This window comes from Calidithermus chliarophilus DSM 9957, from assembly GCF_000430045.1.
Taxonomy (GTDB): domain Bacteria; phylum Deinococcota; class Deinococci; order Deinococcales; family Thermaceae; genus Calidithermus; species Calidithermus chliarophilus.
Window position 1 is genome coordinate 620,904 of the sequence record NZ_KE387023.1, and the last position, 12,615, is coordinate 633,518.

Consider the following 12,615-nt stretch of genomic DNA (forward strand, 5'->3'; position numbering starts at 1 on the left):
GCGGCCTCGGGGTGGGGGGCGGCGACGCCGGCGCTGAGGCGCTCGAGCGCCCGCCGCCGCAGCCCCTCGGCCACCGCCAGCGCCTGGGACAGGCTCTCCTGGGCGTCCTTGGGCACGCTGTGCACCCCCGAGCCCGGCAGGACGTCGTGGAACTGGCCCAGCAGCAGCGCCTTCCAGGCCCCCTCGAGCGCCTCCCACTCCTCGCCCGCTCCGCCCAGCCCGGCCCGCTCCGCCAGCACCAGCGCCGCCTCGGCCTCGACCAAGGCGTGCTCGAGCCGCCGGTTGAGCCGCTTGACCTCGGCCTGGGTGGTGTAGGTGGCCCGGTGCAGCTCGAGGTACATCTCCCCCACCCACACAGGCAGGGCCGAGGGCGGTGGGGCGTCGATGGTCGATGGTCGATGGTCGATAGCCAAGGGCCTTTGCTGCTTCCCGCCCTCCTGGCGTTCGGCGTTCGGCGTTCGGCGTTCGACGGCTTCGTAGAAGCCCTCCACCCGCCCGATCTCGGCCCTGGGCAGCCCCGGAAAGGCGCGGTAGCGGGCGTAGCGCTCGAGCATCTCGGCGCTGGGGCCGCCCCCGCCGTCGCCGTAGCCGAAGGCGTAGAGGGTGGCGGGGTGGTAGCGCTTGCCCTTGAAGTTGTGCCAGGTGCCCGCGAGGTCCTTGGCCTCGAGCCGCCCGTTGTAGCTCTCGTTGGGGTTCCAGAAGCCGTGGGCCAGCACCCGCGTGCCGTCGAGGCCCTCCCACTGCCATAGGTCGTGGGGGAAGGCGTTGGTCTCGTTCCAATTGAGCTTGGTGGTGAAGAAGTAGGGCAGCCCGCCCTGGCTCAGGACCTGCGGCAGGTTGGCGGCGAAGCCGAAGGTGTCGGGCAGCCAGGCCACCGAGGCCCGCCGCCCGAACTTCTGCTGGAAGTAGCCCTGCCCGTAGAGGAGCTGCCGCGCCCAGGACTCGCCCGAGAGCAAATTGCCGTCGGGCTCGACCCACGTCCCGCCCACCAGCTCCCAGCGGCCCTCCTGCACCCGCTTCCTGACCTCTTCGAACAGCTCGGGGTCGTCGGCCTCGAGCCAGGCGTAGGCCTGGGCGCTGGACTGGTTGAAGCACAGCTCGGGGTAGCGCTCCATCAGGTGCAGCACGGTGGCGAAGGTGCGCCGGACCTTGCGCCGGGTCTCGGCTACCGGCCACAGCCAGGCCAGGTCGATGTGGGCGTGGCCACTCATGAGCAGGCGGCCCGCCGATGGGTAGCGTTCCCGGATGGCCTCGAGCCGACGCGCGAGGTGGGCCCGCGCCGCCTCCAGGCTGGCGCGGTGCTCCGGGCCCAGCGCCAGGCCGGGGCCGTCGAACTTCCACTCCTCCCACAGCTGCGCGGTCATCCCCGACCAGCTCGAGCGCTCGAGCTGCTCGAGGTAGGCCTGGGCCGGGCCGCGCGGCAGCCGGACGAGGGCGAAGGTCTCGGAAAGGGCGTCGAGCAGGAGCTGGGCCACGTCGGGCTGGACCTGCTGGGCCGCGTCCAGGGCGCAGGCTAAGTCGGTGTGCAGCGCCCGCACCTGGAGGTCGGGGAGGAAGAGCCGGGCCTCCTCGAGCCGGGGGTGGGGCACCGGGCTGCCGAAGAGGCCCCTGGGCACCGCCTCGACCTCCAGCGCCACCACCTCGGCGCCCCTAGCGGCCTCGAGCAGCGGGTACTCGCGGTGGAAGGGGTTGAGCCCGCCCAGGGCCTTGCCGTCGAGGGTCAGGAGTCCCTCCCCGCCCACGTTCAGCCGCACCCACACCGGCTTGCCGGCCCAGGCGCTGGGCACGTGGCCGCTGAAGATCATCTCGGCGGGGAAGGCCCGGCTGGGCCACTCCTGCCCCACCTCCAGCGGCAGCCAGTCGGTGTTGGGGGCGCGGAACTCGCACTCCAGCGGGAAGGTCTCGAGGTCGCTCCAGGCCGATAGCTCCTGCAGCCGTGCCCGCAGCCGTTCAAACTCCTGCTTCATAGTCTTCCTTCCCCTCGATCCAGGCCCGCACCATGCCGGGCGTGACGGGCTCCTCGAGCAGGCGGCGGAACCAGGCCTCGGCGTACGGCGGCTCCGCCGCCGTCCCAGAGGGAATCTGCCTACTGGCGTACGGACGATTGTCCGTCCCGGAGGGAATCTGCCCGCTGGCGTACGGACGATTGTCCGTCCCGGAGGGAATCTGCCCGCTGGCGTACGGACCGCGGTCCGTCCCGGAGGGAATCTGCCCCCGCACCCGGAACAGCTCGTCCAGCAGGTCGCCCCCGGCGGTGTAGGTGAAGATGTAGGAGCGCCAGGTGGGGTTGGTGATGAACTCGAGGCTCTTGCGGGCGCGCTCGGGCGTGGCGAGGGCGTAGCGCCGGAGGTAGCCCAGCACCTCGGCCTCGGGGCGCTTCTCCTCGTGCAGCAGCAGCGCCGCGTTGCCCGAGACGTGCTTGAGGGTGCGCTGCTGCCGCACCGCCGCCTGCATGGCCTCGACCTCGGCACGGCCCACGCCCAGGCCCAGGTACCCGGCGAGCTCGAGCAGCCACTGTGCCTCCTCGGCCTCCGGGAGCACCATCGCGCGGGCCTTGACCGCGATCCCCTCGGAGATCACGCACTCGGGGGAGTTGATGAGCAGGATCGAGGCCTCGGCGTGGCCCTGCTCGCGGTACAGGCGCAGCTCCTTGAGCACGTGCTCGGTGTGGTGGCCGGGGTAGCCCTCGTGGGCCATGGTGTCGGGGAGGGAATAGAGGTGGGTGGGGAGGTCGGTGTTGAGGTCGATGCGCGAGCGGTAGCCGCCCAGGTACCAGTTGTAGGCCCCCCAGGGCTGCTCCCTGACCAGCTCCACCGTGAACGACTCCTCCCTCGGCAGCCCGTAGCGCCCGCGCACCCGCTCGCCCAGGCGCTCGAGCAAAATCCCCAGCACCTCCCCCACCCGCTCACGCGGCACCACGAAGCGCTGTCGGAAGGCCTCCAGGCGCTCGGGAACCGGCCCCTGGCCCGGCAGCACGTCCTCCAGGCCGGCGATGGCCTCCTCGAAGCGGGACTCGGGCACCGCCTCGGCCTCCACGCCGTACAGCCGCCGCACCTCCTCGCGGTAGGGCAGCGCCTCGCCCTGCAACAGCGCCAGGGTGGTCTGCATGGCCGCGACCTGCGCCTTTAGCCAGGCGCGGCGCGGTCCGGGCCCCAGGCCCTCCACCGCCCGGGCCAGCTCCTCGGCCTGCCGCGCCAGCTCCGCCAGCGGCAGCATGGCCTCGGGCTTCCAGTCCTCGGGGCCGAAATAGGCGTCGATGTAGCCCGGGAAGTGCTGCTCGATGCCGTGCGCCAGTTCGATGTAGTGCCGTGCCACGTCGGTCATTGCGAAGTCCTCCCGGCCCAGTCGGCCGCCCCGATCAAGCCCGCGTCCGCGCCCAGCGCGGCGGGGAGCACCTCGAGCGCGTACAGCGGGTCCAGGCGGCCCAGCGCGGCCCGCACCCGCTCGAGGTAGCCCGCCGAGAGCCCCAACCCCCCGCCGATCACGGCGCGCTCGAGGCCCAGCATCACCTTGAGGTCGGCCAGCTTGTCGGCCACCAGGCCCGCGCTCTCGGTCAGCTTGGCCTCGGCGGCGGGGTCGGCGGCGGCCCGCCGGACCACCTCCCGCGCCCCCTCCCAGCCGCGCTCCCGCGCCCAGCGGTCCAGGGCGCCGCCGGAGGCGACGAGCTCGAGCGGGGTGCCGTCCGGCGCCCGCATGTAGCCCATCTCGGCGTGCAGGCCGTGGCGGCTGAGGTAGAGCCTGCCGCCCAGCACCAGCCCACTGCCCACGCCGGTCGAGACCGTCACGAAGATGAAGTTCTCCACCCCACGCCCGGCCCCGTAGGCCGCCTCGCCCCAGGCCGCCGCGTCGGCGTCGTTGACGACCGCCGTGGGCAGCCCGGTGGCCTCGTGCAGGGCGCCCTGCAGGTCGTAGGCGTGCCAGCCCTGCAGGGTGTCGGCGTTGAGCGCGGTGACCTTGCCCTCGGCCACGCCCCCGGTGGCGGCCACGCCCAGGGCCCTAGCCCCCGGCAAGAGCGGGCGCAGCAGCTCCAGCGCGGCCCGCGTCACCGCCTCGGGGCCCCGGTCGTGGGTGGGGGTGGGGGCCTCGAGCCGCTCCAGCACCCGCCCCCCCTCCACCCGCGCCGCCGCCAGCTTAGTTCCCCCGATGTCGAGCGCCACGATCATAGGCTGGAGTCCTCGTGCTTCAGGGGGCTGGAGTCCTTGCGCTTCATGACGCTGAAGTCCTCGTGCTTCATGCCCCATTCTCCCGGATGAGCCGCAAGGGGAAGACGCCGGTGAACAGCCGGGGCCAGGCCAGCGAGGCGGGCCCGCGCTCGAGCCGCACCCCCGGCAGCCGCGGGGCGAAGTGCCGCGCCCACAGCTCCTCGACCAAGGGGGCCATGCGGGCCTCGACTTCGGCCTCGGCGCGGGGCTTGAGCTCGCCCAGGTCGAAGGGGCTGGGGTTGGAGAGCGCCTCGCGCACCTCGCCGCGCACGCGGCCCTGGTAGAGCCAGTCGTCGGCGAGCCTCGAGAGGTTGGCCTCGGCCAGGGCCACGGGGTCGCCCCCGTAGAGGGCGCAAACCCCACAGGCGATGGCGCTGCCCAGCGTGTTCCCCGCCGTGTTCCAGGCCGCGTACCCGGCGAGGCGGGTCACGTCCACGGCGTCCAGCAGCAGCCGGGTGAAGCGCTCCTCGGCCCCGTTGGCGTAGGCCACGTCGGCTACGGCGACCCTGCGGCCCGCCCCCAGGTCTTCGGCGACGCGCTCGACGAACTCGGGCAGGTGGCGGTTGGCGGTGTCCACCACCTCGAGGTCGGGCTGGCGGTGGGCCTGCCGGTGGGAGGGGGCGTTGACGGCCAGGATCAGGTCGGCGTCCTCGGGCGTAGGGGCCGCCACGCAGCCCGCCGCCCGCAGGTGGGCCTTGACCAGCTCACCCAGCACGCGGTCCTCGTAGAGCATCACGCTGTGGGGGGCCAGGGCCGAGGGGTAGCGCACCCAGACGCGGGGCTTGCGGCCCGAGCCGTTGACCAAAGCCCGCGCCAGCAGCACCGCCGCCACCTCGTCGGCGCCGGGGTACACGTCGGCCCGGTTCCACAGGGAGAGCGCGTCGAGGCGGGCCTCGAGCCGCCGCCGGTCGCGCGCGGCCAGCCCGTAGGGGGTGGTGTCGTCGAGGGTGAGGCACAGGTGCTCGAGCACCCCCTCCTGCAGCAGGCCGATGGCCGCCTGGTGCAGGGCGTGGTTGCGCTCGCGGGTGGAAAGCCAGTCCCCCAGCACCTCGGCGGGCACCGCCTTGCGGGCCTCCTCGAGCTCGCCGGGGTCGGCCCCGCGCTCCACCCGGTCCGTCCACTCCGACACCCGGCGCAGCGCGGCGCCCCACTCGCCGTAGTAGGGCTTCTCCTCGAGCGGGTCGTTGTCGTGGGCCACCCGCACGATCACGCCGTAGGCCAGCAGGCGCAGCCGGGGGTTGTCCCGCTTCACCTCGCGCAGCACCTCGAGCCGCCCCAGCGCCGCCTCGAGCGAGTCCGACACCCGGCGGGCCGGGATCATGCCGCCCAGGGCGAGGGTCTCGAGGGTGACGACGGCCACGTCGGCGGCGGGGGCGTGCTCGCGCAGCCAGCCGGCGATTCGCGCGGTGTCGGCGGGCCGGTTGAGGTCGTTGAGCAGCTCGAGCGGGGGCGAAAGCAGCTCGACCCCGGCCACCCGCGCGAGCTGGTGGGGGAGCTCGAGGGTGGGCGGGCGGGTGTCACAGGGCAACAGCAGCACGCGCTTCATCGGTAGGGATTCTCCTCGTCGGTGTCCCAGCCCAGGGGGCCGTGTTGAATGGTCGTTCGTAGGGACGACGCGCGCGTCGTCCCTACAGGGTTAGGGTTCGCCCTCACAGGTTGGCCCCCTGCCGCCGCAGGGCCTCGCGCAACTCGACCCCGTCAATCTCGCGCACCCCCACGTCCCGCGCCGCGCACCACGCCGCCGCTACCCCCGCGGCCTCGCCCATCGAGTGGCAGTTCTGCTGCACCCGGATGGCGCTCTGGGCCTCGAAGGTGGCGCTGGCGCAGCGACCCGGCACCAGCACGTTGGAAAGCCCCAGCGGGATCAGGCTGCGGTAGGGGATCTCGTGGAAGGCGTCGGGCTTGAAGTAGGGCAGGTCGCCCGAGCGCTCGTGGTAGAGCTTCTGGCCGCGCGGGGTGTGGATGTCCACGGGGTAGTGGTTGCGGCAGACGGCGTCGGGGAAGGTCTTGCAGTAGAGGATGTCCTCCAGCGTCAGCACGTACTCCCCCACGATGCGCCGGGTCTCGCGCACCCCCACCATGGGGGCGTAGGAGGCGATGAAGGCGTTCTCGCAGCCCTCGAAGGTGGCCCGCAGGAAGCGCAGCAGGCGGTCGATGGCCTCCTTGCCGTCCACCTGGGCCCGGCTCAGCGTCCAGGCGTCGGCCCCGTCGTTGAGCTCGGCGGCCAGGCGCGGGCAGTTGAAGGAGATCACCCCGGGCTGCCCCGGCACGCTGAAGCCCTGGAAGTAGTCGCCGTCGCGCTCGAGCAAGAGCCCCTCCTCGACCCCCCGGCGGAAGAGGGGCTCGAGGCTCGACTTCTTGCCCCACACCATCCAGAAGTGCATGAAACGGGGGCTCTCCTGCGGCTGGCCGTGGCGGGCCAGGAAGGCGCACAGCCGCTCGCCGTCCACCCCGCCCAGCATGAAGCGCAGGCTCATGGCCTGGTGCAGCCCGCTCTCGGCCTCCCCCGCCTCGAAGGGCGCCCCCGCCCGCACCGCCAGGTCGGCGTCGCCGGTGGCGTCCACGTAGGTGTGGGCCGCCAGCCGCACCAGCCCGTCCTTGTTGTGCACCACGACGGCCCGCACGCGCCCGCCCTCCAGCTCGGGCGCGACGAAGTGGGTGTGGTAGAGGATTTCCCCGCCCGACTCGACGAGCATGCGCTCGAGCACGTACTTCATCCCCTCGGGGTTGAACCAGTTGTCGTTGCCGCCCCGGTCGGTGGCCCCGTCGCCGCGCTCGCACAAGCGGCGCTTGAGCTCGTCGGTGAGGCCCCGGTTGAGGTTGACCCCCGCCGCGACGTTGCGCATGAGGGGCGTGACCTGGGCGTTGGTGCCGGTGCCGCCCAGCGAGCCCAGGGCCTCGACGACGAGGGTCCGGGCCCCGGCCCGGGCGGCGGCGATGGCGGCGATCGCGCCCGCCGTGCCGCCCCCCACGACGATCACGTCCCAGGTGCGGGCTTCGGTATGGATGGGTAGATTCACGGTCTGCATGGCGTTCACGTAAAGGGGGGCTTCAGCCTTTCACGGCCCCCTCGAGCCCCCGCATGAAGTAGCGCTGGAAGACGAAGAAGATGATCAGGATGGGGATGATCTGGATGATCGCCCCCGCCGAGACGGCGCGGGTGTTGGTGGCGAAGGCCCCCGCCAGGTCGAGCAGCCCGGCCGCCAGCGGGTAGAGCTCGCGGTCGCGCAGCACGATCACGGCCCACAGGAAGCTGTTCCAGATCGCCACGAACTGCAGGATGCTGAAGGCGGCGATGGTGGGCATGGTCAGGGGTAGCATCACCCGCCGCCAGATGGTCAGCTCGCTGGCCCCGTCGATGCGGGCGGCCTCGATGAGCTCCAGCGGCACCGCCAGGTAGGCCTGGCGCAGCAGGAACAGCCCCACCGTGCTGGGCAGGGCGGGCAGGATGATGGCGGCGAACTGCCCCACCGCGCCGGTCTCGGGGCGCAGCAGGCCCAGCTTGACCGTGGTCACGTAGTTGACGATCAGACCCGCCTCGTTGGGCAGCACCAGGGTCGCCAGGATGGCGTAGAAGACGAAGTTGCGCCCGGGGAAGTTCATCTTGGCCAGCGGGTAGGCCGCCAGCGCGCAGAAGGCCACGCTCAGGCCCACCCCGAACACGCACAGGAGAAGGCTGTTGAGCACCTGCCGGGCCACCGGCACCAGCGAGAAGACCTCCTTGTAGTTGCGCAGGCTGGGGTCGGTGGGCACCAGCGAGGGCGGGAACTCGAAGATGCCGCCCGAGGTCTCGAGCGAGGTCACGAAGGTCCAGACGAAGGGGTAGACGCTGACCACCAGGATCAGCAGCAGCAGCAGGTAGATCAGCACGCGCTCGAGCAGCACGCGGAGGCGCTTGCGGGCGCGGATGCGCTGGAGCTCGAGGTCAGGCACGGCGCCCTCCGGGCAGGCCGATAGCCGATAGCCGATAGCCAAGGGCTGCCGAACGCCGGACGCTAAACGCCAAACGCCCAGAACCACGGTCGAACGGCGTCTCGCGTCCCGCGTCTGGCGTCTGGCGTTTTGCGGCTTGCGTTCGGCGTTGGGCGTTCGGCGTTGGGCGTTCGGCGTTCACGAGCTACTCCCCCCTCGAGTCAGCCGGAAGTTGATCACCCCGAAGATCAGGCTCACCGCCGCGATCACCAGGCCCGCGGCGGCGGCGTAGCCGTAGCGGAAGTCCTGGAAGGCCTGGGCATAGACGAAGTACATGGCGGTGTAGGTGCTGCCCGCCGGGCCGCCGGAGGTCATGACGAAGATCTCCTCGAAGACCTTGATGGCGCTGATGGTCGAGAGCAGGCTGCACACCAGGATGGTCGGGCGCAGGCCCGGCAGGGTGATGTTCCAGAAGACCTGCCAGCGGCCCGCCCCGTCGATCACGGCGGCCTCCTCGAGGCTCTTGTCGATGCTCTGCAACCCCGCGAGGTAGAGCACCATGTAGTAGCCCAGGCCCTTCCAGATGGTCACGAACATCACGGCGTAGAGGGCGAGGTGGGGGTTGGCGAGGAGGTTGGTGGGGTTGTCGGGGTTCATCAGGCCCAGCCGGGTGAGGATGAAGTTGACCGGGCCGTACTGGTTGTACATCCAGTTCCACATCAGGCCGACCACCGCGAAGCTGGTCACCACCGGCACGTAGTAGGCGGTGCGGAAGAGGCTGATGGCGGGGAGCTGGCGGTTGACCAGCATCGCCAGCCCGATGGAGAGGATCTGGATGACGGGCACCACCAGCACGTACTTGACGCTGTTGGTCAGGCCGTACCAGAAGTCGCGGTCGGGGCCGCGCCCGGCGAAGGCGCCCAGCCCGAAGAGCTCCTCGAAATTCCTCAGGCCCACCCACCGGGGCGGGGAGATGATGTTGTACTCGGTGAAGGCTAAGTAGGTGCCGAAGAGGATGGGCCAGAAGGTGTAGACCGCCTTCAGCGCCAGCATCGGCAGCATGAAGCCGTAGGCGATGGCCAGGGTGCGCAGCAGGCGGGCGTTCACCGGGGGGCCTCCGCGCCGTTGGGGGAGCGCTCGAGCAGGGTCAGCCCGACGAGCGTGGGGTTGGCGGCGGCGCCGCTGGACTCGAGGGTGAGGCTCTGGATGGGCAGCTCGGGCTTGGGGTTGTTCCACACGAGGGCGTTGAGCCCCGCGTCGAGCCCGTCGGCGGTCTTGCCGCGCCACACCGGCTCGTAGATCACCGTGCGCACCTGGGGCTCGAGCCAGCTCGTGAGGTGGCGGCCGTACTCCAGCGCCAGCGTGGCCCTCGAGCCGTCGGCGTAGGTGAGGGTGTAGCTGCCGACGCGCTCGTAGCGCTGGCTGCCGATCCAGCCGGTGGTGTGCAGGAAGGCCAAGGCACGCGCCTTGACCCCGCCGAGCTCGAGGGTCACGCTCTGGGGCAGGTCGGCGGCCGCCGCGCGGGCCCCCTTGAGCATCACCGCGCCCGAGACGTGGAAGCGGTAGGGGCCCAGCCGCACCACCCCGGTCGGCAGGGCCGAGAGGTCGGTGCTGGGGCCTTTCTGGATCCACTGGGTCTCGTCGGGGTCGGCGAGGCGGCGGGTGACGGCCGGGCCGAGGTCGACGAGCTGCCCGGCGATGGGCGTGAAGGGCGGCACCCGCCAGGCGTGGCGGTAGCGGGCGGCGAGGTCGTCGGGGGCGGCGGGGGCCTGGGGGTTCCAGAAGGCGCCGGCGGCGTTGAAGTAGGCCACGGCCTGCTCGGCCTGCCCGTCGTACATGGTGGCGTTGCCGAAGTAGCCCGACCAGCGGGTCTGGAGCACCCCGCTCGCGCCGTGGCGCAGGGCGGCCTGGGCCATGCTCTCGGGGTTGCCGGGGTTGTACCAGGAAGAGCCCAGCACCCCGAAGCCCAGGCCCCGGATAGCCGCCAGGGGCGGGTAGTCGGCGGCGGCGCTGTAGTTCCAGTAGGTCACCACGACGTCCTTGGGCAGGGCGGGGGCGATCTGGTCGCGGTAGGCGTCGGCGAAGGCCACGTCGTGCCAGATCATGGTGCCCACGCCCAGGCCCTTGAGGTGGTTGTACAGCCGCAGGGTGTCGTCGACGAAGAGCTTGGGCAGCCCCACCGCCTGCGCCTCGGGCTTGGCGGGGAAGCGGTTCTGGGCGGTCAGCTCGTCGTGCCCGACGTGGACGTACCTGGGCTTGAAGACCTCCACCGCCTCGCTGAGGATGGGCAGCACCACCTCGTAGACGCGGGGCACCAGCGGGTCGTAGGCGTAGGGGTTGGGGGCCTCGGGGTCGGCCCAGAGGTCCTTGTTGCCGTCGTAGCGGCCGGTCTGGGGGTTGTAGAACAGCCACTGGGCGTGGCTCAGCAGCTCGAGGAGGGGGATGGGCTCCATGCCGTGCTCGCGGATGAGCCGCGCCACCCGCTCGGCCTCGGCCCTGGGTGCTCCGCTCGGGTGCCAGACGGCGCGGCTGCTGTTCCACTGCACGTAGTCGCTCATCACCAGCACGTGGCTGTACTTGAGCTTGGCGAGCAGGGGCACCAGCACGTCGTTGATGGCGCGGGAGTCCTTGTCGAGGTAGATCATGGCCATGCGCCAGCCGAAGGCGGGCCAGTCGCGCACCTGGGCGTGGCGAAAGCCCTGGGGGGTGAGCAACTGGCGCAGGGTTTGCGCGCCGCGGTAGGCGCCCAGCGCGTCGAAGCCCACCACCGCCGCGCCGCCCTCCTCGACCCACAGGGCGTAGCCCTCGGGCTTGTCGGGGGTGAGGCCGCGCTCACGGGCGGCCTGGGCGAGCTCGAGGTTCTCGAGCGTCCCCACCCGCACCCACCTAGCGCCCTCCGTGAGCAGGCCGCGGCCGAAGCGGGCCTGCACCTCGCGGCTGAGGTCGCGCAGGGCCCACTGCAGCTCGGGCTGGGGGCCCTCGGCGCGGGCGGCGAGGCCCTCGAGCGGCAGGAAGGCCTCGGAAAGGCGGGCCTCCTGGGGCGGGGGCAGCAGGGCGGAGGGGGCGCTGCCCTGGTAGGCGTCGGGGACGGGGGTGAGGGTGAGGGGGGCGGCGAAGGCGGGGAAAGCGGCCAGGAATGCGGCGAGGGGGAGCAAAAAGGGGGTTCGGCGGGAAAGTCTCATCGGGTGTTGTGCGGGGGCGGCGCGCGCCGCCCCCGCGGGAGGGGCTAAAGGTTGGCGTTCCAGAACTTGACGATCTCGTCGAGGGCGGCCTTGGCGCTCTTCTGGCCGAAGATGGCGGCCTCGATGTTGTCCTTGAAGGCCTTGTTGAGCGCGGCGGCGTTGGGCACCGGCACGGTCAGGTCGCGGCCGTAGCGCATGGTCTTGGCGGCGGCCAGGCGGGCGAGGTCATTGACGCTGCTGCCGCCGGAGCGGAAGAAGGGGTCGTTGGCGGCCTTGACGGTGGTGGGGAAGGTGGTGCCGGTGCGCTTGGAGAAGGCGAGCTGGTTGTCGTCGTTGGTCAGCCAGGCGGCGAGCTGCGCCGAGCGCTTGGGGTCGCGCACGCCCTTGGGCACCGCGTAGGCGAAGGTGCTCGCCTGCACCACCTGCCCGGGGCCGATGGGGTGCGGGGCCACCACGGTGGCCTTCCAGACGGCGTTGTTGTCCTTCTCGAGCCGCGGCATGAACTGCGGGCCGATGATGATGATGCCCAGCTTGCCGGCGGTGTAGAGCTCGTAGGCGGCGGTGAAGCCCCGGCGCATCACGTCCTCGGGGAAGTAGTCCTTCTTGCGCAATTCGACGTACTGCTGCAAAAGCGCCACGTGCGCCGGGGAGTTGAACACCGCCTTCTTGCGGGCGGCGTCGAAGATGGGCAGCCCGGCCTCCTGGAAGGCCTTGAGGAAGTCCACGTTGGCGATGAGCGGGGCGAAGCCGTAGACGCCGGTCTTGTCCTTGATGGTCCTGGCCCACTCGATGATGCCGGGGATGGTCTTGGGCGGGTTGTTGGGGTCGAGGCCCGCCTTGCGCAGGATGTCGCCGTTGAAGGCGACGATGCGGGTCGAAGCGTAGTCGGGCAGGCCGTAGACCTTGCCCTCGTAGGTGAAGGCGTCGAGCGCGGTCTTCTGGTAGTTCCGCAGCGTGGCGGCGTCGAGCAGGTCGTTCAGCGGCAGCAGGGCGCCCTGCTGGGCGAGCTCGAGGATCTGGCTCGAGTTGAGCTGCACCGCGTCCGGGGGGTTGCCCGCGGCGATGCCCGCGAGGATCTTCTGCTGGATGGCGTTCTGCGGCAGGTCAGTCCACTTGAGCTTGACCCCGGCGTTGGCCCGCTCGAAGCGCGCCACCAGCGGCTCGAAGAAGTCGTTGAAGGTGGGCGCGAGGCTGGTGGTGACGAACTCGAGCTGCTGCGCGCTCGACAGCCCCAGCGTGAGCAGGGTGCCGATGGTCAGGAAACGTTTGAGCATGGTTCTTTCCTCCTTGTACTGCCTCGAAAGCCGGACACCGGCGAA

The 12,615-nt window shown here is 71.5% G+C and carries 9 protein-coding genes; all 9 read right to left on the reverse strand.

Features of this window, described 5'->3' with window-relative positions; translation table 11 throughout:
* The coding region (locus MEICH_RS29985) for a glycoside hydrolase family 38 N-terminal domain-containing protein (protein WP_036218230.1) at positions 1–1,967 on the reverse strand (1,967 nt) is incomplete at its 3' end.
* Positions 1,951–3,324, reverse strand: a complete 1,374-nt coding sequence (locus MEICH_RS23370; protein ID WP_027891387.1) for a DUF885 domain-containing protein — start codon at positions 3,322–3,324, stop codon at positions 1,951–1,953. The genes MEICH_RS29985 and MEICH_RS23370, both read right to left, overlap by 17 nt.
* A complete protein-coding gene (locus MEICH_RS0103050) occupies positions 3,321–4,163 on the reverse strand; it encodes an ROK family protein (RefSeq protein WP_027891388.1) in 843 nt (280 codons plus the stop codon). The genes MEICH_RS23370 and MEICH_RS0103050 overlap by 4 nt, the downstream gene beginning before the upstream one ends.
* 67 nt (positions 4,164–4,230) lie before the next feature.
* The gene (locus MEICH_RS0103055) at positions 4,231–5,748 is read right to left on the reverse strand and encodes a DUF4127 family protein (protein WP_027891389.1); all 1,518 of its coding nucleotides are present in this window, start codon (positions 5,746–5,748) and stop codon (positions 4,231–4,233) included.
* 103 nt (positions 5,749–5,851) lie between these two features.
* Positions 5,852–7,231, reverse strand: a complete 1,380-nt coding sequence (locus MEICH_RS0103060; protein WP_051304192.1) for an FAD-dependent oxidoreductase — start codon at positions 7,229–7,231, stop codon at positions 5,852–5,854.
* 22 nt (positions 7,232–7,253) lie between these two features.
* Positions 7,254–8,135, reverse strand: a complete 882-nt coding sequence (locus tag MEICH_RS0103065; protein ID WP_027891391.1) for a carbohydrate ABC transporter permease — start codon at positions 8,133–8,135, stop codon at positions 7,254–7,256.
* 177 nt (positions 8,136–8,312) lie between these two features.
* Positions 8,313–9,221 carry a carbohydrate ABC transporter permease gene (locus MEICH_RS0103070; protein WP_027891392.1) on the reverse strand — a complete coding sequence of 303 codons (909 nt, stop codon included), beginning with the start codon at positions 9,219–9,221 and terminating at the stop codon, positions 8,313–8,315.
* Positions 9,218–11,296 (reverse strand): glycoside hydrolase family 20 zincin-like fold domain-containing protein, encoded by a 2,079-nt coding sequence (locus tag MEICH_RS23375; RefSeq protein ID WP_174422429.1) that lies wholly within the window; start codon positions 11,294–11,296, stop codon positions 9,218–9,220. Before MEICH_RS23375 ends, MEICH_RS0103070 begins: the two co-directional genes overlap by 4 nt.
* 44 nt (positions 11,297–11,340) lie before the next feature.
* Positions 11,341–12,570, reverse strand: a complete 1,230-nt coding sequence (locus MEICH_RS0103080; protein WP_027891393.1) for an ABC transporter substrate-binding protein — start codon at positions 12,568–12,570, stop codon at positions 11,341–11,343.
* Positions 12,571–12,615: the final 45 nt, after the last annotated feature.